At 66.7% G+C, this 21,104-nt stretch carries 21 protein-coding genes and 1 tRNA gene; 13 read left to right on the forward strand and 9 right to left on the reverse strand.

The genetic code is table 11. The features are described from left to right. Nucleotides 1-32 precede the first annotated feature (32 nt). Nucleotides 33-105 (reverse strand) — tRNA-Thr (locus tag OA56_RS05585). Nucleotides 106-181: 76 nt separating this feature from the next. Continuing rightward, nucleotides 182-1,711, reverse strand: coding sequence for a fumarate hydratase (locus tag OA56_RS05590; RefSeq protein WP_141055200.1), 1,530 nt, complete (start codon nucleotides 1,709-1,711; stop codon nucleotides 182-184). A 174-nt stretch (nucleotides 1,712-1,885) separates the two neighbouring features. On the opposite strand from OA56_RS05590, the gene acs reads away from it, so the two are divergent. Further along, nucleotides 1,886-3,838 (forward strand): acetate--CoA ligase, encoded by a 1,953-nt coding sequence (gene acs / locus OA56_RS05595; RefSeq protein WP_461583948.1) that lies wholly within the window; start codon nucleotides 1,886-1,888, stop codon nucleotides 3,836-3,838. Nucleotides 3,839-3,989: 151 nt separating this feature from the next. Here acs and rpmG read toward each other — a convergent pair whose 3' ends face one another. The 5 genes from rpmG to OA56_RS05620 all read right to left on the reverse strand — a co-directional run bounded on the left by rpmG (nucleotide 3,990) and on the right by OA56_RS05620 (nucleotide 7,534). After that, nucleotides 3,990-4,157, reverse strand: a complete 168-nt coding sequence (rpmG, locus tag OA56_RS05600) for a 50S ribosomal protein L33 (RefSeq protein ID WP_028874582.1) — start codon at nucleotides 4,155-4,157, stop codon at nucleotides 3,990-3,992. 20 nt (nucleotides 4,158-4,177) lie between these two features. Beyond that, entirely contained in the window at nucleotides 4,178-4,414 is a 237-nt protein-coding gene (gene rpmB, locus OA56_RS05605) for a 50S ribosomal protein L28 (protein WP_055424300.1), read from the reverse strand. Nucleotides 4,415-4,514: 100 nt separating this feature from the next. Further along, the gene (locus tag OA56_RS05610) at nucleotides 4,515-4,910 is read right to left on the reverse strand and encodes a GtrA family protein (protein ID WP_461583951.1); all 396 of its coding nucleotides are present in this window, start codon (nucleotides 4,908-4,910) and stop codon (nucleotides 4,515-4,517) included. Further along, nucleotides 4,907-6,490 carry an ArnT family glycosyltransferase gene (locus OA56_RS05615; RefSeq protein ID WP_461583953.1) on the reverse strand — a complete coding sequence of 528 codons (1,584 nt, stop codon included), beginning with the start codon at nucleotides 6,488-6,490 and terminating at the stop codon, nucleotides 4,907-4,909. Before OA56_RS05615 ends, OA56_RS05610 begins: the two co-directional genes overlap by 4 nt. Before the next feature lie 48 nt (nucleotides 6,491-6,538). Further along, nucleotides 6,539-7,534: a glycosyltransferase family 2 protein gene (locus OA56_RS05620; RefSeq protein ID WP_198289085.1), complete on the reverse strand. Its 996-nt coding sequence runs from the start codon at nucleotides 7,532-7,534 to the stop codon at nucleotides 6,539-6,541. Between the two features lie 54 nt (nucleotides 7,535-7,588). Here OA56_RS05620 and OA56_RS05625 point away from each other — a divergent pair, with 54 nt between their 5' ends. The 11 genes from OA56_RS05625 (at nucleotide 7,589) to OA56_RS05675 (ending at nucleotide 16,748) form a co-directional block, all read left to right on the forward strand. Next, the gene (locus tag OA56_RS05625) at nucleotides 7,589-8,581 is read left to right on the forward strand and encodes a ChbG/HpnK family deacetylase (protein WP_461583955.1); all 993 of its coding nucleotides are present in this window, start codon (nucleotides 7,589-7,591) and stop codon (nucleotides 8,579-8,581) included. 62 nt (nucleotides 8,582-8,643) lie between these two features. Next, nucleotides 8,644-9,285, forward strand: coding sequence for a cytochrome c biogenesis heme-transporting ATPase CcmA (ccmA, locus tag OA56_RS05630; RefSeq protein WP_055424302.1), 642 nt, complete (start codon nucleotides 8,644-8,646; stop codon nucleotides 9,283-9,285). Then, nucleotides 9,285-9,953: a heme exporter protein CcmB gene (ccmB, locus tag OA56_RS05635; protein WP_055424303.1), complete on the forward strand. Its 669-nt coding sequence runs from the start codon at nucleotides 9,285-9,287 to the stop codon at nucleotides 9,951-9,953. Before ccmA ends, ccmB begins: the two co-directional genes overlap by 1 nt. A gap of 16 nt (nucleotides 9,954-9,969) precedes the next feature. Continuing rightward, nucleotides 9,970-10,785, forward strand: coding sequence for a heme ABC transporter permease CcmC (gene ccmC, locus OA56_RS05640; protein WP_461583958.1), 816 nt, complete (start codon nucleotides 9,970-9,972; stop codon nucleotides 10,783-10,785). A 4-nt stretch (nucleotides 10,786-10,789) separates the two neighbouring features. Next, on the forward strand, nucleotides 10,790-10,981 hold the full coding sequence (ccmD, locus tag OA56_RS05645; protein WP_461583960.1) for a heme exporter protein CcmD: 192 nt from the start codon (nucleotides 10,790-10,792) through the stop codon (nucleotides 10,979-10,981). Continuing rightward, a complete protein-coding gene (ccmE, locus tag OA56_RS05650; protein ID WP_141055220.1) occupies nucleotides 10,978-11,424 on the forward strand; it encodes a cytochrome c maturation protein CcmE in 447 nt (148 codons plus the stop codon). The genes ccmD and ccmE overlap by 4 nt, the downstream gene beginning before the upstream one ends. Before the next feature lie 10 nt (nucleotides 11,425-11,434). Then, nucleotides 11,435-13,432 carry a heme lyase CcmF/NrfE family subunit gene (locus tag OA56_RS05655; protein WP_461583963.1) on the forward strand — a complete coding sequence of 666 codons (1,998 nt, stop codon included), beginning with the start codon at nucleotides 11,435-11,437 and terminating at the stop codon, nucleotides 13,430-13,432. Further along, on the forward strand, nucleotides 13,429-14,025 hold the full coding sequence (locus OA56_RS05660; protein WP_461583965.1) for a DsbE family thiol:disulfide interchange protein: 597 nt from the start codon (nucleotides 13,429-13,431) through the stop codon (nucleotides 14,023-14,025). The genes OA56_RS05655 and OA56_RS05660 overlap by 4 nt, the downstream gene beginning before the upstream one ends. Then, the gene (locus OA56_RS05665) at nucleotides 14,022-14,540 is read left to right on the forward strand and encodes a cytochrome c-type biogenesis protein (RefSeq protein WP_461583967.1); all 519 of its coding nucleotides are present in this window, start codon (nucleotides 14,022-14,024) and stop codon (nucleotides 14,538-14,540) included. Before OA56_RS05660 ends, OA56_RS05665 begins: the two co-directional genes overlap by 4 nt. Further along, complete coding sequence (ccmI, locus tag OA56_RS05670) at nucleotides 14,540-15,424, forward strand: c-type cytochrome biogenesis protein CcmI (protein WP_461583969.1); 885 nt, start codon at nucleotides 14,540-14,542, stop codon at nucleotides 15,422-15,424. Before OA56_RS05665 ends, ccmI begins: the two co-directional genes overlap by 1 nt. Before the next feature lie 100 nt (nucleotides 15,425-15,524). Beyond that, nucleotides 15,525-16,748, forward strand: a complete 1,224-nt coding sequence (locus OA56_RS05675; RefSeq protein WP_461583979.1) for an RNA-guided endonuclease InsQ/TnpB family protein — start codon at nucleotides 15,525-15,527, stop codon at nucleotides 16,746-16,748. Nucleotides 16,749-16,809: 61 nt separating this feature from the next. Here the strand turns inward: OA56_RS05675 and OA56_RS05680 are convergent, their stop codons facing one another. Further along, nucleotides 16,810-17,655 carry an HDOD domain-containing protein gene (locus tag OA56_RS05680; protein ID WP_055424364.1) on the reverse strand — a complete coding sequence of 282 codons (846 nt, stop codon included), beginning with the start codon at nucleotides 17,653-17,655 and terminating at the stop codon, nucleotides 16,810-16,812. Nucleotides 17,656-17,829: 174 nt separating this feature from the next. Between OA56_RS05680 and OA56_RS05685 the strand changes: the two genes are divergently transcribed. Further along, nucleotides 17,830-19,851, forward strand: coding sequence for a methyl-accepting chemotaxis protein (locus tag OA56_RS05685; RefSeq protein WP_461583971.1), 2,022 nt, complete (start codon nucleotides 17,830-17,832; stop codon nucleotides 19,849-19,851). Here OA56_RS05685 and alr read toward each other — a convergent pair. Continuing rightward, on the reverse strand, nucleotides 19,841-20,932 hold the full coding sequence (alr, locus tag OA56_RS05690; protein WP_461583973.1) for an alanine racemase: 1,092 nt from the start codon (nucleotides 20,930-20,932) through the stop codon (nucleotides 19,841-19,843). The genes OA56_RS05685 and alr overlap by 11 nt on opposite strands. Nucleotides 20,933-21,104: the final 172 nt, after the last annotated feature.

The following is a 21,104-nucleotide window of genomic DNA, read 5'->3' on the forward strand; positions in this document are numbered from 1 at the left end:
TGGGATGGGCGCGAGATCGGGAGCGGGGAGAATGCCGGCAGTCCGATTCGAACGGACGACCTTCCGCTTACAAGGCGGGTGCTCTACCAGCTGAGCTATGCCGGCGCTGCCGCGTCCGGCTCCGGAATCGCTCCGGAGCGGACGGAAAGATTATACCGTTCCCTCGTGCGGAGGAGAGGGCTTAGGAGGTGACGGGGATCTTGCCGATCTTGATGCGCCACTCGCGCGGGCCGGTTTCATGCACGTTGTTGCCTTGGCTATCGACGGCCACCGTCACCGGCATGTCGCGCACCTCGAATTCGTAGATCGCCTCCATGCCCAGATCCTCGAAGGCGACGACGCGCGCTGCCTTGATCGCCTTGGCCACCAGATAGGCGGCTCCGCCCACGGCCATGAGGTAGGCGGCGCGGTGGTCGCGGATCGCCGCCACGGCTTCGGGGCCGCGCTCGGCCTTGCCGACCATGGCGATGAGTCCGGTCTTTTCCAGCATGAGGCGGGTGAATTTGTCCATGCGCGTGGCGGTGGTGGGGCCGGCGGGGCCGACGACTTCGTCGCGCACCGGATCGACCGGGCCGACGTAGTAGATGACCCGGTTGGTGAAATCGACGGGGAGCGGCTCGCCGCGGGCGATCATGTCGGCGATGCGCTTGTGCGCGGCATCCCGCCCGGTGAGGAGCTTGCCGTTCAGCAGCAGGATGTCGCCGGCCTTCCAGGAGGCGACTTCCTCGCGCGTGAGGGTGTCGAGATTTACCCGCTTGGCTTTCTCGGTGTCGGGCGTCCAGGTGACCTGCGGCCAGTCTTCGAGGCGCGGCGGTTCGAGCCGGGCCGGGCCGCTGCCGTCGAGGGTGAAGTGCACGTGGCGGGTGGCGGCGCAGTTGGGAATCATGGCCACCGGCAGGCTCGCGGCGTGGGTGGGGTAGTCGAGCACTTTCACGTCGAGCACCGTAGTGAGGCCACCCAGCCCCTGGGCGCCGATGCCGAGCGCGTTGACCTTGTCGTAGAGTTCGAGCCGCAGCCGTTCGGCGGTACTGAGCTCCTCGCCGCGCTCGGCGCGGGCCTGCAGCTCGTGGATGTCGACGGGAGCCATGAGGGATTTCTTGGCGAGCAGCATGGCTTTTTCCGGGGTGCCGCCGATGCCGATGCCGAGGATGCCGGGCGGACACCAGCCCGCTCCCATGGTGGGCACGGTCTTGAGCACCCAGTCGACGAGGGAGTCCGACGGGTTGAGCATGGCCATCTTGGCCTTGTTCTCCGAGCCGCCGCCCTTGGCCGCGCAGATCACCTCCACTTTGTTGCCGGGTACGAGCTCGACGTGGACCACGGCCGGGGTGTTGTCGCGGGTATTCTGCCGCTTGCCGGCCGGGTCGCGCAGGACCGAAGCGCGCAGGGGGTTGTCCGGGTTGGTGTAGGCGCGGCGCACGCCCTCGTCGATGAGTTCCTGCAGGCTGCGGCGCGTGTCGAAACGCACGTCCTGGCCGATCTCGAGGAAAACCGTGGCGATGCCCGTGTCCTGGCAGATCGGGCGGTGCCCCTCGGCGGCCATGCGGGAGTTGGTGAGGATCTGGGCGATGGCGTCTTTCGCCGCAGGGCTTTGCTCGCGCTCGTAGGCCTTGGCGAGCGCCTTGATGTAATCGAGCGGGTGATAGTAGCTGATGTACTGGAATGCGTCGGCGATCGATTCGATCAGGTCTTCTTCACGGATGGTAGTCATCGCAGGATTCCTCGCAGAGGGCGCTATTCTAACAGAGGGCATCGCCGGCCAGAGGGTACGAGACCGGTGCCGTAGTAAGTCTGATGTAAGATATAAGCGTTTCAATTCAAAATGTCAGAGGTCGGCGGCTGCGCCGCCCGTTCGGACGAAATCACGCAGAGGGAGGAAACATCCATGGCTCAGAAAATGTACTATCCGCCAGAAGAACTCGTCAAGAACGCCGCCGTCTCGGGGATGGATCACTATAAGCGGCTCGTGGCCGAGGCGGAAAAAGATTACGAAGGCTACTGGGCGAACCACGCCCGCACGCTCCTCGACTGGAAGAAACCCTTCACCCAGGTGCTCGACGAGTCCAACGCTCCGTTCTACAAATGGTTCGCCGACGGGGTGCTCAATGCCTCCTACAACTGTCTCGACCGGCACGTGGCCGCCGGGCTGGGCGACAAGGTGGCCATCATCTTCGAGGCCGACGACGGCAAGGTCACCAAAGTCACGTACCGCGAGCTGCTCGCGCGGGTGGGCCAGTTCGCCAATGCGCTCAAGTCGCTCGGCGTGAAGAAGGGCGACCGGGTCCTCATCTATCTGCCCATGGGCATCGAAGGCGTGGTGGCCATGCAGGCGTGCGCGCGCATCGGGGCGACGCACTCGGTGGTCTTCGGCGGCTTTTCCGCTCTGGCGCTGCGCGACCGCATCCAGGACACTGGCGCCACGGTGGTGGTCACGTCCGACGGTCAGTTCCGCGGTGGCAAGGCCTTGCCGTTGAAGGCCATCGTCGAAGAGGCGTTTGCCATGGGCGGTTGCGAATCGGTGCGCCACGTGATCGTCAACAAGCGCACCGGCATGGACATCGAATGGCATCCGGAACGTGACCTGTGGTGGAGTGAGGTGATCGCCAGCCAGAGCGAGGAGTGCGAACCGGAGTGGGTCGAAGCCGAGCACCCGCTCTTCCTTCTCTACACCTCGGGTTCCACCGGCAAGCCCAAAGGCGTGCAGCACTCCACCGGCGGCTATCTCACCCAGGTCGCGCTGACCATGAAGTGGACCTTCGACATCAAGCCGACCGACGTCTTCTGGTGTACGGCCGACATCGGCTGGATCACCGGGCACAGCTACGTCGCCTATGGGCCGCTGGCGGTGGGCGCGACGCAGGTGGTGTTCGAAGGCGTACCGACTTATCCCGACGCGAGCCGCTTCTGGCGCATGATCGAGGCGCACAAGGTCAGCATCTTCTATACCGCGCCCACGGCGATCCGCGCCCTCATCAAGGCGAGCGAGGCGACGCCCGAAGTGCATCCACGCAATTTCGACCTCTCCAGCCTGCGTATCCTCGGCTCGGTGGGCGAGCCGATCAACCCGGCGGCCTGGGAGTGGTATTACAACGAAGTGGGCCATGGACGCTGCCCCATCGTCGATACCTGGTGGCAGACCGAGACCGGGGCGCACATGATCACGCCGCTGCCCGGCGCCACGCCGCTCGTGCCCGGCTCCTGTACGCTGCCTTTCCCCGGCATCATGGCGGCGGTGGTCGATGAGACCGGTACCGAGCTTCCCTGGGGGCATGGCGGGTTCCTCGTCATCAAAAAACCCTGGCCGTCGATGATTCGCACGATCTGGGGCGATCCGGAGCGGTTCAAGAAATCCTATTTCCCCGAAGATTTCAAAGGGAAACTCTATCTGGCCGGCGACGGGGCGATTCGCGATCCCGAGACGGGCTACTTCACCATCACCGGGCGCATCGACGACGTGCTCAACGTCTCCGGCCACCGTCTGGGCACGATGGAGATCGAATCGGCTCTCGTGGCGCACGAGCTGGTGGCGGAAGCGGCCGTGGTCGGCCGTCCCGATGATATTACCGGCGAGGCGATCGTGGCCTTCGTGGTGCTCAAACGCTCGCGGCCTCAGGGCGAAGAGGCCAAGCGCCTCATCAAGGAACTGCAGGACTGGGTGGCCAAGGAGATCGGCCCCATCGCCAAGCCCAAGGAGATCCGCTTCGGCGAAAACCTGCCCAAGACCCGCTCGGGCAAGATCATGCGTCGGCTGCTGCGCCAGCTTGCCAAAGGCGAGGAGATCACGCAGGATACGTCCACGCTGGAGAACCCGGCGATCCTGGAGCAGTTGAAAGGCTAAGAGGAGAAGAAGGACGGGCGGCCTCGAGACCGCCCGCCTCGTGGGAGGAGACGAATTACGGCGCCCGTAAGAGGCGCTTTTCTTTTTCTTGAGGCAAAAGAAAAAGGCCACCCAGATAGAGCGGCCTATTTTCATCTTTTTGCAGCGCAGCTTACTTGAGCTTGGTTTCCTTGTAGAGCACGTGCTTGCGCGCTTTGGGGTCGTACTTCATCAGCTCGAGTTTTTCCGGGGTGGTGCGCTTGTTCTTCGAGGTGGTGTAGAAATGCCCGGTTCCGGCGGTGGACTCGAGCTTGATCTTCTCGCGGGCGGCTTTGGCCATGATGCACTCCTATCCGGGATTCAGATTTTCTCGCCGCGGGCGCGCAGCTCGGCGAGCACGGCATCGATGCCTTTCTTGTCGATCGTGCGCAGCGCCGCGTTGGAAATGCGCAGCTTCACCCAACGCTCTTCGGCCTCGCTCCAGAAACGGCGATAGTGCAGGTTGGGGAGGAAGCGGCGTTTGGTTTTGTTGTTGGCGTGCGAGACGTTGTTTCCCGTCATCGGACGCTTGCCGGTCACTTGACAGACGCGGGCCATGAGGGCTCTCCTGGGAATTCTTCAAAGCGCGGAACGATAGCATGAAAACACCGCGGCGGCAAGGTGTCGATGCCAAGCGTGGGGCTGCCTCGCACCGGCCTCAGTCGCGGCGGGCGAAGGTCCACAGGCGGTTTGCGCCGTAGTGCCAGAAGAAGAGGATCCCTGTGACGAGGATCTGGGCAAGCAGGTAGGGTAGCTGTAGCCAATCGAGTGCGAGTGCCATGCCGGCGACGTTGCCGGCAAACCCGGTGGCGGCTACGGCGAGAAACTTGGGTAAGGCGACGATGTGGCGCGCGTCGCTGGCGAAGACCCAGCGGCGCGAGCCGAGGTAGTTCGTCACGGCTCCGGCAAGAAAACCCAGCGCCGAGGCGGGGAGCGGGCCGAGCGTGTCCGTTTCGACCAAGGCCACCAGCACGGTGTAATGCACGAGGGTGCCGGAAACGCTCACCAGGGCAAAGCGCGACATGCGCACGAGTTCGGCCAGCGGACGCCTCATGGAGCAGCGGCCTCGTGGTCGATGATCTTGAGGACGGCGAGCGGCGTGCCGAGCCGCTCGATGCGCGCGATTTCCTTGCCGGGTACCGCCTGGTCGCAGTCATCGTGCGTAGTGGCGAGCAGCAGTTCCGCATCGTCCCAGGCCTCGGTGATGTACACGTTGGGGGGGAGCCAAGGTTCGATCTGGAATCCTTCCGCGCAGTAGGCGAGCGCCCATTCCTTGTCGGCGGGTTGTTTGGCGACCCAGTCGGCGAGCGCGGGTAGCAGCGCCCGGGTAGCGTCGCTCCAGTAGTCCAGTTCCCAATGATGCTTGGCGCCGGCAAGTCCTCGGGCGAGATGGTTGTAGTAGAGGTGTTGATAGGGATGCAGCCGCGCCAGGGTGATGAAGTCATCGGCGGCCGAGAGTACGAGCAAAGCGCTGAGCAGCAGTGCTCCATGGCGGCGGCGAAGGGAGATTTCGGTCAGGGGGCGGTGGAGTGCCGCGAGCGTGCTTTGCCAGCCCCAGCAGGCGAGCAGCGCAAACCACGGCACGAGGAAGAGGAAGTGGCGCAGGCCGTTGTAGAGAGGGGGCTTGCCGATCACGACGTAGGCGAGCACGAAGGTGAGCGCGAACAGCAGCGGCCACAGACGGGGGGATTCCTTGATGCGCCGCCAGTGGGCAAGCGCGAGCACGGTGCCGAGGAGGATGAACTCGGGCAGGCGTACGAGGAGGTATTTCGGAAGGTAGAGGCGCGAGACCTGGGCGTTTTCCACCCGTTTCCCGTCTTCCCAGGTGTAGAGATCGAAAGCGAAGTGGGAGAACTTGGTGAGCGCCTGCCAGACGTGATCCCAGCCCATCACCGACCACGGCCAGAAGAAGGCCATGAGGGCAAGCGCGAGGGCGATGCCCGGCGCGAGGCGCAGGAGGATCGCCGTGAAGAGCCGTGGCCAGGGGGGCAGGGCCCGGCGGCGGGGCCACCAGGAGAGGAGAATGGCCGCGCCGAGGAAGCCGAAGGCGAGCACGCCGCCTACGCGCAGCCCCAGCGCCGCTCCGGTGGCGAGCCCCCACAACAGGACGTGGCGCCAACGCGGCGCAGGAAGCCCGTCGGCGATGCGGCTCGTGTAGTAGAGCGACCACAGCATGGCCGCGGCAAAAGGGACGTCCTTGGTGTGGGTGAAGATGGCGCCGGAGAAGACGCCGCTGCCCATCGTGGCGGCGAGCGCCGCCGTGCCGAGCCAGGCACCGCCGAGGAAGCGCCCGAAACGCGCCGCGCCCAAGAAGGCCAGGGCGCCGAAAGCGGCGGTGAGGAGGTGCCGCAGCGGCCACCAGTCGATGCCGAAAGCCATGGTGATCCAGGCTGCGGGCAGGTCGAAGAGGCCGCCGTAGAGATAGAGGTTGCTGAAATCGAGAAAGGTCTTGTCGGCAAGCCCGCTCGTGTAATACGCCACGAGCAGTTCGCCATAGATGTGCTGTACCCATTCGTCGTTGCTGGGGGCGTGGCGGTCGTAGCCGTCGAACACGTACCAGGCGAAGACGAGCCACAGCAGCATGGCGAGGCTGCGCGGAGTGAGCAGGCGCTGGAAGAGGAGGCGCATCGGCAAGGAACTCGGCACGGAATCGGCAATCAGAAAGGCGCGCGGACGAAAGGTTCAGCGCAGAGGGGAAGGGGGGTCGGCGAGTTCGTCGGGCAGGTTCACGGTGCGCCCGATGAGGTAGAGCGGCCGGCGCTTGACTTCCTCGAAGACGCGGCCGAGGTATTCGCCGAGCACGCCCAGGCTGACGAGCTGCACCCCCGAGAGAAAGAGTGTGGCGACCATCAGCGAAGCGTAGCCGGGCACGTCGCGCCCGAAAAGCAGCGTGCGCACCACCAGCCACAGACCGTAGACGACGGAGGCGAGCGCAAGGAGCGCTCCGATCGAGGACCAGACGTGCAACGGAACCGTGGTGAAGGAGACCATGCCGTCGATGGCGTAGCGCCAGAGCTTGCGCAGCGACCAGCGCGAGGTACCGGCATGGCGCTCAGCCGGGCGGTAGGGCAGGGTGACCTGATCGAAGCCCACCCAGTTCGCCAGCCCTTTGAGGAACCGCTTGCGTTCGGGCAGAAGGTTGAGGGCCGCCACCACGCGCCGGTCGAAGAGGCGGAAGTCGCCTCCGCCCGGCGTGAGCGCGATCTCGGAGATGCCGCGATAGAAGCGGTAGAAGGCGAGCGAGAGCCAGCGGCGCAGGGGGGAGTCGGTGTCGCGGTCGGTGCGCACCGCCGTGACGATGGCCGCTCCGGCGCGCCAGCGCTCGAGCATCTGGGGGATGAGTTCGGGCGGATGCTGCAGGTCGGCATCCATGATGACGGCGGCCCGCCCGGCGACGCGGTGCAGCCCCGCGGCCATGGCGGCTTCCTTGCCGAAGTTGCGTGCGAAGCGCACGCCCTTGACGCGGACATCAGCCTTGCCGAGCCGCTCGATGACGGCGAAACTCTCGTCGCGGCTGCCGTCATCGACGAGGATCAGCTCCCAGGAGAGCTCGAGCGATTCGAGCACGGCCTTGAGCCGTTCGTACAAAACCGGTAACGAGGCCGCCTCGTTATAGACGGGTACAATCACGCTCAATTCGACGGAAGTCGGCGCAGTCGGTGCGGAGGCGGGGATCACGGCTGTCGGCTCCTGTCGTCAGCGAAGCGTAACGGGATGTAAGGCAAGGATCGCATGGACGTCCATTTCGAAAAATCCGGCGTTTTGGCGCTGACGCCGCCCCCCGTACTCGCGTCATTACCGGACGATGTCTCCCAGGAAACGGCCGCGTCGGTACGGCGAACCTTCGTTTTGTGCGCCGACGATTATGGTATCGCACCGGGCGTGAATCGCGCCATCGAGCATCTGATCGAACTGCGGCGCGTGACGGCCACGAGCGCCATGGTGACCATGCCGTGCTGGAAGCGCGATGCGCCAGGCTTGGCGGCCTTGGCGCGCGCAACCGGTGCCCAGGTTGGCTTGCACCTGACGCTCACCGAGCAGCGCTCGGCGAGCCCGGCGCGTGGTCTGGCGCAAGACGGACGTCTGCCGTCGCTGCGTTCCTTGCTCTTGAGGGCATTGGCGAAACGCCTGCCGGCGGCGGCAGTGGCCGAGGAGATCCGGGCGCAGTTCGATGCCTTCGAAGACGTCTGGGGGGCGCCGCCCGCCTTCGTCGACGGGCATCAGCACGTGCATCTCCTGCCGACGGTGCGTGAGGCGCTCATCGCCGAGATCCTGCGCCGTTACGCGCCGGGAACGCTGTGGGTGCGCGATTGCCGTGAGACGGTACAGCGTATCCGGGCGCGCGGCGTGGGGGTGCGCAAGGCGCTCTTCCTGCGCCGCTTGGGGCGCGGGCTCAAGGCAGCGCTGCTCGCGCACGGCATCGCCCACAACCAGGGCTTCTCCGGCCTGCACGATTTCAAGGAAACGCCGCCTTTTCGCGAGAAGATGGGCCGTTTCCTCTCGGCCTTGGGGCCGAGGGCCTTGGTGCACGTGCACCCGGGCCGGGTCGACGCGGCGCTTTTGGCCGTCGATACGCTGACGGCTCCTCGTGAGTGGGAATACGGGTATTTGGCAAGTGACGCTTTCGCCGAGGACTGCGCGCGCCTGGGGGTATGGCCGAGCTTGCCTGCGTGGAACGGCACGCCGTCCAAGGCCCAAGAATACGCGCTCTTCTGTACGGCCTGAAGCGCGCGGCGCGGCCGGCTCTGCTAGACTTACGGCCTCGATCCTCTCAATCCGTCCGAGTCATGCTCGAAGCTTTGGCGCTCACCTGCATCAAGGGCGATCGCATCCTCTTTCGCGACCTGACGCATGCCTTTCGCCCCGGCGTGCTCACGCGCGTGGCCGGCCCCAACGGGGTGGGCAAGACGAGTCTGCTGCGGCTGCTGTGCGGCCTGGCGCAGCCCGACGAGGGGGAGGTGCGCTGGCAAGGGACGCCGCTGGCGGCGCAGAGGGATGCCTGGCATCGGGCGGTGTTCTTTCACGGCCATCTGCCGGCGGTGCATGAGCTCCTGAGTCCGCGGGAGAATCTGCGCAGCCTGGCGGCGGTGCAGGGGCTGCCGCACGACGGGGCGGCGATCGACGCCGCGCTCGGGGAGCTTGGCCTTGCGCGGCAGCGCGATCTGCCCGTGCGGGTACTCTCGGCGGGGCAGCGGCGGCGGGTGGCGCTCGCGCGGCTCGTTCTGGCGCAGGAGCGGCCGGTGTGGATCCTCGACGAGCCTTTCACGGCGCTCGACGCCGCCGCGGTGGCTGCGCTCGCGCGCCGCATCGAAGCGCGGGTACGCGACGGGGCCACCGTGGTGCTCACGACGCATCAGGACGTGGAATTTGCCTGTCCCTGCGACACGCTGGAGCCGGGGCGGTTTGCGCCGCGGCGCAAGGCGGCGTGATGGGAGCGGTATTTTTGGCCATGCTGCGGCGGGAGATGGCGCTTGCCTGGCGCGGCCGCACCGACGTGCTGCTCGCGCTCTCCTTCTTCGTCGTGGTGGTGTGTCTCTTTCCCTTTGGCATCGGGCCGGAGGCGAACCAGCTGCGCGCGATCGCCCCCGGCGTGGTCTGGGTGACGGCGCTGCTCGCTTCGCTTCTGGCGCTGCCGCGGCTCTTCGAGCACGACTTGCGCGACGGCACGCTGGAGCAGCTGCTGCTCTCGCCCGAGCCGGCGGTGGTGTGGGTGCTGGCCAAAGTGGCCGTGCACTGGCTGGTGACCGGCGTGCCGGTGGCGCTCTTCGCGCCGCTGCTCGCCGGGCTCTACGATCTGCAGCCGGACGTCCTGCCGCTGCTTGCCGGGACGCTCCTTCTGGGTACGCCCACGCTCACGCTCATCGGGGCGATCGGGGCGGCGCTCACGCTGGGGGTGCGCTCCGGGGCGGTGCTGCTTGCGCTGCTGGTGCTGCCGCTGGCGGTGCCGGTGCTGATCTTCGGCGCAGGGGCGGTGGAAGCGGCCCTGGGTGGGGTATCCTACGCCGCGCACCTGGCCCTGCTGGGGGCGGGTATGCTCGCGGCGGTGGCGCTCGCCCCTTGGGCCTGCGTGGCGGCGCTGCGCCTGGCGGTGCAATGACGGAGAAAGGAAAGGGATGAACGCGACGCAGGAAAGACGGCAACGATGGCGGCAGGGGGTCGAGGAGCGGCAGCGTTCCCCGCGCAGCCTGTGGCGGTTTGCCGCGCCGCAGCAGTTCTATCCGCTCGCCGGGCGGCTCGCGCCGTGGTTCGCCGCGGCGGCCGCCGTGCTGGCCGTGGCGGGGCTGTATCTGGGGTTTTTCGTTGCGCCCACCGACGCGCAGCAGGGTGAGGTCTATCGCGTCATCTTCCTCCATGTGCCGGCGGCGTGGATGTCGATGTTCCTCTATCTCGTGATGGCGTTCTGGGGCATCGTCGGCTGGGTGCTCAATACGCGGCTCTCTTTCATGATGGCGCACGCGCTCGCGCCCACCGGGGCGATCTGGTGTTTCATCGCCCTGTGGACGGGGGCGCTGTGGGGCAGGCCCACCTGGGGGACGTACTGGGTGTGGGATGCGCGGCTCACCTCGCAGCTGCTCCTCATGTTCCTCTACCTGGGTTATCTGGCGCTCACACGGGCCATCGAGGATCCGCGTCGTGCCGATCGCGCCGGGGCCTTGCTCGCCATCGTCGGTTCGATCAACGTACCCATCATCTATTTCTCGGTGAAATGGTGGAACACGCTGCACCAGGGTGCTTCGGTGAGCCTGACGCGTGCGCCTTCCATGGCCACCGTCATGCTGGTGACCATGCTGATCATGGCGTTTGCCGCCTGGTTCTATTCAATCGCCGTGGCGCTGTGGCGCGTGCGCACGCTCATCCTCGAACGCGAACGGCACACCGACTGGGTGGCCGCCGAGCTCGATCGCCTGGCGGCGAAGGAAAAGGAGTGAAGGGATGCAGTGGGAATCGTGGTCGGCATTCTGGGACATGGGCGGGCGCGGCTTCTACGTCTGGGGGAGCTACGGCGTGAGCTTCGCCCTCATCGCCCTCGAACTTTATTTCCTCCATCGCACTCGTAAGGCCGTGATCCGCCGTCTGCTGCGCTGGCGGGCGGTACGGTTCGAAGACACGGGAGAAGACGCATGACGGCACGCGGCAAGCGTTTGACTTTGATCCTGGCGGCGCTCGCCCTGCTCGGCGGCGCCACGGCGCTGGTGCTCTCGGCGATGCGCGAGAACCTGGTGTTCTTTCATACGCCCTCCGAAGTGGCCGAAGGCAAGGCGCCGTTCGGGCGGACTTTTCGCATCGGCGGGATGGTGGTCGACGGCTCGCTCGAGCGGCTGCCAGACGGGGTGACGGTGCGCTTCGCCGTGACCGATACGGCCAAGACCATCCCCGTCGTCTATCGCGGCGCGTTGCCCGATCTCTTCAGCGAGGGCAAGGGGGCGGTGGTGCAGGGCAGGCTGGGGTCGGACGGGGTGTTCGTCGCGAGCGAAGTGCTCGCCAAGCACGACGAGAACTACATGCCGGTGGAAGCGCAGCACGCCGTGGATCAGGCGCAGCGCGCGGCGGCCACCTTGAAACCCTGAGGAGTGCGTGATGATCCCCGAGATGGGACAGTTCGCGCTGGCGCTCGCCTGGGCGCTGGCGCTGGTGCAGGCGGTGCTGGGCCTTGCCGGGGCGGCGCGCGGTTCGGTTGGGGCGATGGCGGCGGCGCGGCGCGCGGCGCTCGCGCAATGTGCCGCGCTCGTGCTCGCCTACGCTTGCCTGACGGCGGCGTTCCTGCGCATCGATTTTTCCGTGCTCCTGGTGGCGGCCAATTCCTCTACGCGTACGCCGTGGTTCTATCGCCTCACCGGCGTATGGGGCAACCACGAGGGCTCGATGCTCCTGTGGGCGCTGTCGCTTTCCCTCTGGCAGGCGGCGGTGGCCGGTTTCTCGCGTTCGCTCACGGCGGCTTTTCGCGCGCGCGTGCTCGGCGTGCTGGGCACGGTGAGCGTGGGCTTTCTCGCCTTCCTCATCCTCACCTCCAACCCGTTCGAACGCCTGGTACCGATGCCGGGCGAGGGGCGCGATCTCAATCCCTTGCTGCAGGATCCGGGCATGATCATCCATCCGCCGCTCCTGTACATGGGCTACGTGGGCATGGCGGTGGCCTTTGCTTTCGCGATCGCGGCGCTCTTGTCGGGGCGGATGGACGCGGCCTGGGCGCGCTGGTCGCGCCCGTGGACGCTCACCGCCTGGGTGTTCCTCACGCTGGGCATCCTCGTCGGTTCGGCCTGGGCCTATTACGAGCTGGGCTGGGGCGGCTGGTGGTTCTGGGATCCGGTGGAGAACGCCTCGCTCATGCCTTGGCTCGTGGGAACCGCCTTGCTGCATTCGCTCATCGTCACCGAGAAGCGGGGGGCGTTTCGCAGCTGGACGGTGCTGCTGGCGATCGGGGCGTTCTCGCTCTCGCTCCTGGGGACGTTCCTCGTGCGCTCGGGTGTGATCACCTCGGTGCACGCCTTTGCCACCGATCCGACGCGCGGCGTGTTCATCCTGGGCTTGCTCGCGCTCACCGTGGGCGTGTCGCTGCTGCTCTTTGCCTGGCGTGCGCCGCGGCTCTCCGGCGGGGGGGTGTTCGCGCCGGTGTCGCGCGAAGGCTCGCTGCTGGTCAATAACGTGCTCATGGCTGCGGCCGCCGGGGCGGTGCTGCTGGGCACGGTCTATCCGCTGATCCTCGACGCGCTGCAAGGGGCCAAGATTTCGGTGGGGCCGCCGTACTTCGAGACCGTGTTCGTGCCGCTCATGGCCCCGGCGGTGGTGCTGATGGCGCTGGCGCCGTTCCTGCGCTGGAAGCGCGATGCGCTCGCGCGGGTGCTGCGCCGGGTGGGGCCGGAGCTCGTCGGCGCGCTGCTCTTGGCGGCGCTGGGGGTGTGGGCCGCCGGACATGCCACGCCCGGGGCTTATCTTGGGCTTGCCCTGACGGCCTGGGTGGCGCTTGCCTCGCTGCGGCTGCTCGTCGAGCGTCTGCGCCAGGGCGCGGCGCCGGGATTGGCGGCACGGCTGCGCGGCATTCCCGGGTCGTGGTGGGGGATGTGGCTGTCGCATCTCGGGGTGGGCGTGTTCATCCTCGGGGTGACGCTCGTGGGGGCGCTGGAGCAGCGGCTCGACGTGAAGATGATGCCGGGACAGGCGGCGGAACTCGCCGGTTACCGCTTCGTGCTGCGCGGCGTGAGCGAGGTACCCGGGCCCAACTACACGGCCCAGCGCGGCGAGGTGGAAGTGTGGCGCGAAGGGCAAATGCGCACCGTGCTTGTGCCGGAGAAGCGCGCCTACTTCCGCTCGGCCATGCCGATGACCGAATCGGCGATCGACTGGGGGGTGTTCCGCGACGTCTATGTGTCGCTGGGTGACCCGACCGGCGATGGCGGCTGGGTGGTGCTGCTCTTCTACAAACCCTTCATTTCCTGGATCTGGTTCGGGGCGATCCTGATCGCCTTGGGCGGAGTGGCCGCGGCGCTCGACCGGCGCTACCGGCGGCTGGCGCGGCGCCGGGATTCGGTTCCTGTGCCGGAGGTGTTGCCCGAACCGGCGGCGGAGGCGGCGCGATGAAACTGAAGTACCTGATTCCGTTCCTCATTTTCGTCACGTTGGTCGCGCTCTTCGCCTACGCCTTCCGCCTCGATCCGCGCGAGGTGCCTTCGCCGCTCGTCGGCAAGCCGGCGCCGGCCTTCGCCCTGCCGCGGGTGGACGCGCCCGGGACGCTCGCCGGGCCGGCCGATCTGCGGGGGCAGCCGTGGCTGCTCAACGTCTGGGCCACGTGGTGCGTGGCCTGCCGCGAGGAGCACGCCATGCTGGTGCGGCTCGCGCGCGAGGAGGGGGTGCCCATCGTGGGGCTCAATTACAAGGAGATCCGCGGCGACGCCGAGCTCGACGCTTCCCGTCTCTCGCCGCAGGAAGAGCGCGAGGCGGCGCTGCTGCGCGCGCGCACCTGGCTTGCCCAACACGGCGATCCCTATCGCTTTTCCGTGCTCGATCTGGATGGGCGCGTGGCGATCGACTACGGCGTCTATGGCGTGCCGGAGACTTTCCTCATCGACGCCGAGGGCGTCATCCGTTACAAGCACGTCGGCCCGATCGACGAGCGGGCCTGGCGCGAAGTGCTGCAGCCGAAGTGGGCGGCGCTGGCGGGAGCAAAGCGATGAGGCGAGGTGGGAAACGTGAAAGCGGCTTGGGCGGCCTCGTGCGCGGCATCGCCGCCGTCGTGGCTGCGTGCTGCTTCGGTTTCGCTTGGGCGGCGGAGGAGCCGCCCAAGGCGCAGCCGGTGGGCGACCCGGCGATCGAGGCGCGCGCCCTGAAGCTCGGGCACGAGCTGCGCTGCCTCGTGTGCCAGAACCAGTCGATCGCCGAATCCAACGCCGAGCTCGCCCACGACCTGATGAACCAGGTACGCGAGCAGCTCGCCGCCGGCAAGAGCGAGGAGGAGGTCCGCGCCTACCTGGTGGCGCGTTACGGCGACTTTGTGCTCTATCAGCCGCCCTTGAAGGCGAGCACGGTGGCGCTGTGGGCGGGGCCGTTCGTTCTGGCGCTCGCCGGGGTGCTTGCCCTGTGGCGGGTGTTGCGGCGCCGTTCGCGGGAAGAAATGCCTGCGCTCTCGGCTGAGGAGGCGGCGCGCGCCCAGGCGCTGTTGCGCGGGGAAGGCAAGGAGGAGCGGTCGTGATGGGATTCGTGACGGTGGCGGCGCTCCTGGCGCTCGCGGCCACGGGGTGGGTCGTCTGGCCGCTCGTGCGGCACCAAGGGGGGGCTTCTGATGAGGCGACCCAAGCACGGGCGGCGCTCGCGGTGCTGCGCGAGGAGTTCGCCGCGCTCGAGGCGGCACGGGCGGCCGGCGAGCTGGACGAAGCGGCTCATGCGCAGGCCCGGCGTGAGCTGGAGGCGCGGGCCTTGGCCGAGGCGCAGGCACTCGAGGCGCGCGTGCGGGGTCGGGAGATCTCGCCCGTGGCGGCTGCGCTCGTCGCGTTGGGGGTGCCTTTGCTCGCCGCTTTGGGTTACCTGTGGGTGGGATCGCCGCGCTGGGCGAGCGACGAGGCGGTGCTCGCGGCCACGCGCGAGGCCGAGGTGGCGCAGGCGGCGAGTGCCGCCGGCATCTCGCCCGAGCAGATCAGGGCGATGGTCTCGCGGCTCGAAGCGCGGCTGGAAAGCGGGGAGGGTGACGCGCAAGCCTGGATGATGCTCGCGCGCTCCTATCGCGTGCTGGGCGATCCGGCGTTCGTGGCTGCCGGCTGGGCGCGACTGGGCGCGAAGATTCCCCAGGAACCGGCGGTGCTCGTCGAGTGGGCGGAACTCTTGGTCGTCGCCCGCGGGGGGTTCGATGCCGAGTCGACGGCCTTGCTGGAGCGGGCCTTGGCGCTTGCCCCCGACGAACCCAAGGCGCTCGCCATGGGCGGGGCGGCGGCGGCCGCCGCCGGCGAGCATGCCAAGGCGGTGGAGCGCTGGGAGCGGCTGCTCGCCCAGGCGCCGGCCGAGGGGGAATTCGCCCAAACGCTGCGCGCGGCGATCGAAGCGGAGCGGCAGAAGGCGGGGCTGCCACCCTCGGGGAATTGACCCGGTGCGCGGCAAGCCTCGGCCTTCAGGCCGGGGAAGGATAGCGCGGACGCCGTTGGCGTCCTTGTCTTTGCTGTTCATGAAGAGTAGGATTTCTCGAATACAACGTCTCCAGGCTTTCAAATTCGCTCTGATGCCAACCGGCGAACAGGAACGGCAGATGCGCCGCTTCGCCGGTGCGTGCAGGTTCGTGTTCAACAAGGCGCTGGCGTTACAGAAGGAACGCTACGCGCAGGGCGAGAAGAAGCTTGGATACACCGGGCTGTGCAAGGAACTCACTGCATGGCGCAACGGGTCTGAAACGCCGTGGCTCAAGGATGCGCCTGTGCACCCGCTACAGCAGGCGCTCAAGGATTTGGAACGAGCCTACACCCACTTCTTCGCCAAGCGGGCAGGCTTCCCGCGCTTCAGGAAGAAAGGGCAGCACGACAGCTTCCGCTACCCCGACCCTAAACAGATCAAGCTCGATCAGGAGAACAGCCGCATCTTTTTGCCCAAGCTCGGCTGGCTGCGCTACCGCAACAGCCGCGAGGTGCTGGGCACGGTGAAGAACGCCACCGTAAGCCAGTATTGCGGCAGGTGGTTTGTCTCCATCCAGACCGAGCGGGAAGTGGAGCAGCCCGTGCCGCAGGCCACTACGGCAGTGGGCATCGACCTGGGCGTGGTGCGCTTTGCCACGCTCTCGGACGGCACCGTCTATGCGCCGCTCAACAGCTTCAGGCGGCACGAAGAGGCATTGCGCAAGGCACAGCAGGCGCTCGCCCGCAAGACGAAGTTCAGCAATAACTGGAAGAAAACCAAGGCCAAGGTACGGCGCATCCACGCGCGCATCGCCAACGCCCGCCGCGACTACCTGCACAAGACCACGACCACGATCAGCCAAAACCACGCGATGGTGTGTATCGAGGACCTGCGGGTGCGGAACATGTCCAGGTCGGCGGCTGGCACGGCGGAGGCGCCGGGAAGAAACGTTCGGGCCAAGTCGGGCCTGAACAAATCCATCCTCGATCAAGGCTGGTTCGAATTCCGCCGCCAACTGGATTACAAATTGGCATGGCGTGGCGGGCATCTCATCACCGTGCCGCCACAGAATACGAGCCGCACCTGCCCATGCTGCGGCCATGTGTCGGCAGAGAACCGGCAGACGCAAGCCCGGTTCGCGTGCGTGGAATGCGGCTTCGAGGAGCACGCCGATCTAGTCGGCGCGATCAATATCCTAAGGGCGGGACACGTCCGGTTCGCCTGTGAAGTGAGCGGTGCGGTAATGCCGCCAGCAGCAGGAACCCACCGAAGCGCCTCAAGGGCGGCTCAATGCCGCACCTGAGCGCCGTAGGAATCCTCCGACTTTAGGCGGAGGAGGATGTCAAGCTTCGTGGGTCTGGCGCTCAGCGCACGTTCGTCGCCGTGCGCTGCTGGGCGATCTCGGCCTCGATCATGTCATCGACTTCGTCTTCGGTGAGGCCGAGGAACTCGGCTACCGGGCCGCGCGCCTTGTGCCATTCCTTGTCGCGCCCGATGCCCACCGCCTCGGCCGCCACGACGTCGGCCATGGCGATGAGGCTCACGAGGTGCGGCACCTGCGGCGGCAGCGTCGTCTCCTCGAATACCGTGACGTAGTCGTGATGGTGGTTGATCGTCAGCGCCACCGGTTCGGCCAGGCCCCAGCGCCGGGCGAGAAAGAAGCCGACCACGGCGTGATGTGTCTTGTAGCGCTCGAATTCGTGCTCGGTGAAGGGCTTTTCTGGATCGACCCGGGCGAGCGAGAGCGTCTCGTGATAGTCGGGGTGCTGGCGTGCGAGCAGGAAAAAGCCGGTATCGTGCAGCAGCGCCGCCGTGTGCGCCATGGGCGGGGGTACGGTGCGCAGCAGGCGGGCGAAATCGGCGGCGGCCTCGGCCGAAACCCGAAGTTCGTCCCAGAGAGAAGGGCGCAGGTTCTTCGGCATCCCCAGCGTCGAATGCAGCAGGGCGTGCAGCACGATCTGGTGCGTGCGCTCGAGGCCAATCACCTGCAGCGCCTGGGCCACCGATTCGATCTTGCGCATGCGCATGATGCCGTTGGCCGCGCGCAGCACCGCGGCGGCGAGCGCCGGATCCTGCTGGATCATCTTGGCGAGCTTGGCGAGGTTGGGCATATCCGACTCGGCCTCGCGGGCAATCGCCGTGAGCACGTCGGGCGCAGGGGGGATGTCGAGCTGAGCGGGTTCGGCGAGGTTCGTCGTAGGGGTATCCATGGGATCGGTCCTCGAAGCGGCGGCTGGAATCACGCCAAGGGTGCATCGGTTTCATGATAGCGCATGGACGAGGATCTCAAGAGCCATCGCCTGGGGCGTGAGGAATTTTCACTGGTTTGCTAAAGTTTCTTTGCGAATCGCCGATAAAACCAGAAATCCATGAGGGAGGAGATCATGAGAGGACAGAGTCTGACGCGCCGCATCGCCGTGGGAGTGGCGATCGCCACGGTGTGCTTCATCGCGCTGAGCACAGCGGTGATCGGTGGGCTGGAGTGGGAGAAACTGCAGCGCCGCATCGACGATACCATGAGCTTTCAGACGCGCGACGTGCTATCGCGTCTGCAGATGCTGCACGAAGCCGTCACCGTGTCGATACGCTCCCAGCTCAAGATGCTCAAAAGCTTGTTCCCTTATGGGACTCGCGTCGAACTCGATGCCAAACAGACCACGGAGATGGGGCCGACCAAGATGAAAGTTCCTATCTTTCGGCTCGGCGGAATCGAGATGAACGAGCGCTTCATCGAGGTCGATCTCCTCACGGAGCAGACGGGTTCCGTGGCGACGATCTTCGAGCGCGTCGGCGATGACTTCCTGCGTATCTCTACCTCCTTGCGTAAGGAAGACGGTTCACGAGCCTTCTTGACCACTCTCGATCGTAATCACCCGGCCTACAAACGCTTGCTTGCAGGGGAGGAGTACATCGGGCCAGCGGTCCTTTTCGGCAAAGATTACATGACGATCTATGAGCCGATGAAATCTGAGGATGGCAAGGTGTTCGGAGCCTGGTTCATCGGCTATCCCATGGGCAGCCTGTTGACCAAGTTTCGTGATTCGGTTGCCAGTATCAAAATAGGCAGAACAGGCTATGTCTACGTGCTCGACAAAGATGGATACCTTCGTTTTCACCCATCGTTGGAGGGGAAAAATATACGCCAAATGCGTGATGCCAATGGGTTTGACTTTATTGGCGAAATGCTGGAGAAGAAAAACGGGATCATTCGTTATCAATGGATCGATCCGGACAAAGACAAGCCGCGGGAGAAAGTCGCCGCCTATGCCTATTTTCCCGAATGGGATTGGTTGGTCGTCTCTTCGGCATACGCCGACGAGCTCACGGAGGATCTCTTTGGCAATATCCTGCGCAATTCACTTGCGTCTGTCGGGGAAGCGGTTTTGCTCGCCCTGGTGATGGTGTGGCTGGTGCGCCGGGCCTTGCGTCCGCTCGAAGCCTTCGTGGGGGTGACCGAGCGCATGGCTTCGGGCGATCTGAGCGAACCCTTACGCTACGAGCGGCCCGACGAGCTGGGGCGCCTGGCCACGGCCATCAACCACATGCGCTCGGAGCTGGCCGGCTTGATCGGCGCCTTGCAGCGCGAGGCGGGCGATGTGGCCACGCGAGCCAAGACGATCGAGCGGCAGGCCGAGGAAGTGCAGCAGCGCATCGCCGTCCAGGCCGACGATACGCAGGCGGTGGCCGCGGCCATGGAGGAGTTCAGCGTGGCCTTGAATCAGCTCGCGCAGCACATGCGCGAGACGGCGCAGCGGGCGCAGGCCTCGATGGCCAAATCGGACGAAGGGGCCGAGACGATCGCCGCGGCGATCGAAGGGATGAACCAGATCGCGCACATCGTGGAAACGGCGGCCGAGCGCATCCGCACGCTGGATGGATTCTCGCAGCAGATCTCGACCATCGTGGCCACGATCCGCGAGATCGCCGACCAGACGAATCTTTTGGCGCTCAACGCGGCCATCGAGGCGGCGCGCGCCGGCGAGCAAGGCCGGGGCTTCGCCGTGGTGGCCGACGAAGTGCGCAAGCTCGCCGAGCGTACCGGCAGCGCCACGCAGGAGATCGGCGAGATGATCGCCAAGATCCAGCGTGCGACGGGCGAAGCCGTGTCCGGCATGAATGCCGGCGTGACCGAAGTCCAGCGAGGGGTGGAGAATGCCCGTCAGGCGCGCAGTGCGATCGATGAAATCCGGCAGGAATCGGCCGAGACGGCGCGCGCAGTGCAGGAAGTGGATCAGGCGCTGGAGCAGCAGACCGAGGCGGTGCACACGATCGCGCAGCGGGTCGAGCGCATCGCCGGCAGCGCCGAGGCGTCCGTGGCTTCGGCCAAGGCGAGCGAAGCCGAAGCCAGGGCCCTGCAGGCCGCGGCTGCGAGCCTACGCCAACGGGCCGAGCATTTCAAGGTGTGAGTTCGGTGCCGCGGTGGAGGCGCTGCACCCGTTTGACGTGGCACAGCAGCTCGTAGGAAATGGTGCCGGCGGCACGGGCGACTTCATCGACGGAGACGGTCTCTCCCCAGAGCTCCACGGCTGCGCCTAGGCCGACGTCTTCCGGCAGGGGGGTGAGGTCGACGGTGAGCATGTCCATGGAAACGCGCCCGATGAGCCGCGTGCGCCGACCGGCGACGGCCACCGGCGTGCCGGTGGGGGCGTGGCGGGGATAGCCGTCGGCGTAGCCGATGGCGACCAGGCCGACGCGGACCGGCCGTTCGGCGATGAAGGTGGCGCCGTAGCCCAGGGCCTCGCCGGGGGCGAGCCGGCGGGTGGCGAAGACCTTGCTCGTGAGGCGCATCACTGGCCGCAAGGAGGCGGCTTCGCCGGGTTCGGCGCCGGTGAGCAGCGGGTTGCCGCCGTAGAGCAGGATGCCGGGGCGGGCCCAGTCGCCGCGCGCCTGCGGCCACGCGAGCAGGGCTGCCGAATTGGCCAGGCTCGTCTCCCCCGGCAGCGCGGCCACGCCGCCGTGAAAACGCCGGATCTGCTCCAGCGTCATCGTCGAGCAAGGGTCGTCGGCGCAGGCAAAATGCGTCATCCACACGGGGGGTTCCAATCCCGGCAGGGCCTGCAGGCGCCGCCAGACATTCGGCGCTTCCCGGGGGGCGAAACCAGTGCGGTTCATGCCGCTGTTGATCTTGATCCAGACGCGGCGCGGCCGACGCGGCGCGAGTTCGAGCATGCGCAGTTGCGCCTCGTGATGCACCACCGGCCAGAGGTCGAGCTCGGCGGCGGCTTCGAGCTCGCCGGGGTCGAAGGCGCCTTCGAGCAGCACGATGGGGCTGCGGATACCGGACGTGCGCAGGGGAAGCGCCTCTTCGAGAAAAGCGACGGCAAACCCGTCGGCGAGCGGTTCGAGCGCCTTGGCGCAGGCGATCGCGCCGTGGCCATAGGCGTCGGCCTTGACGACGGCCAGAGTTCGCGCGCCGGCTAGCCGTTGGGCGAGAAGGTAATTGGCGCGCAGCGCGTCGAGATCGATGGTGGCGCAGGAGGGGCGCATGGTCGGAAGAAAAAGGAGATCCGGTGGGCCATGATAGCCCATCCGGACGGGGAAGAAATGTTTCGGGCGGTATCGCGGCGCCCTTGGGCGCCGCGCGGGGAATCACTTGAAGGGATCGGGCCGCGGCGTGTTCGGACCGGAAGGCGGCAGCAGCGGCAAAGGCATCTGCGGC

Source organism: Tepidiphilus sp. HLB4 (genome assembly GCF_054823945.1).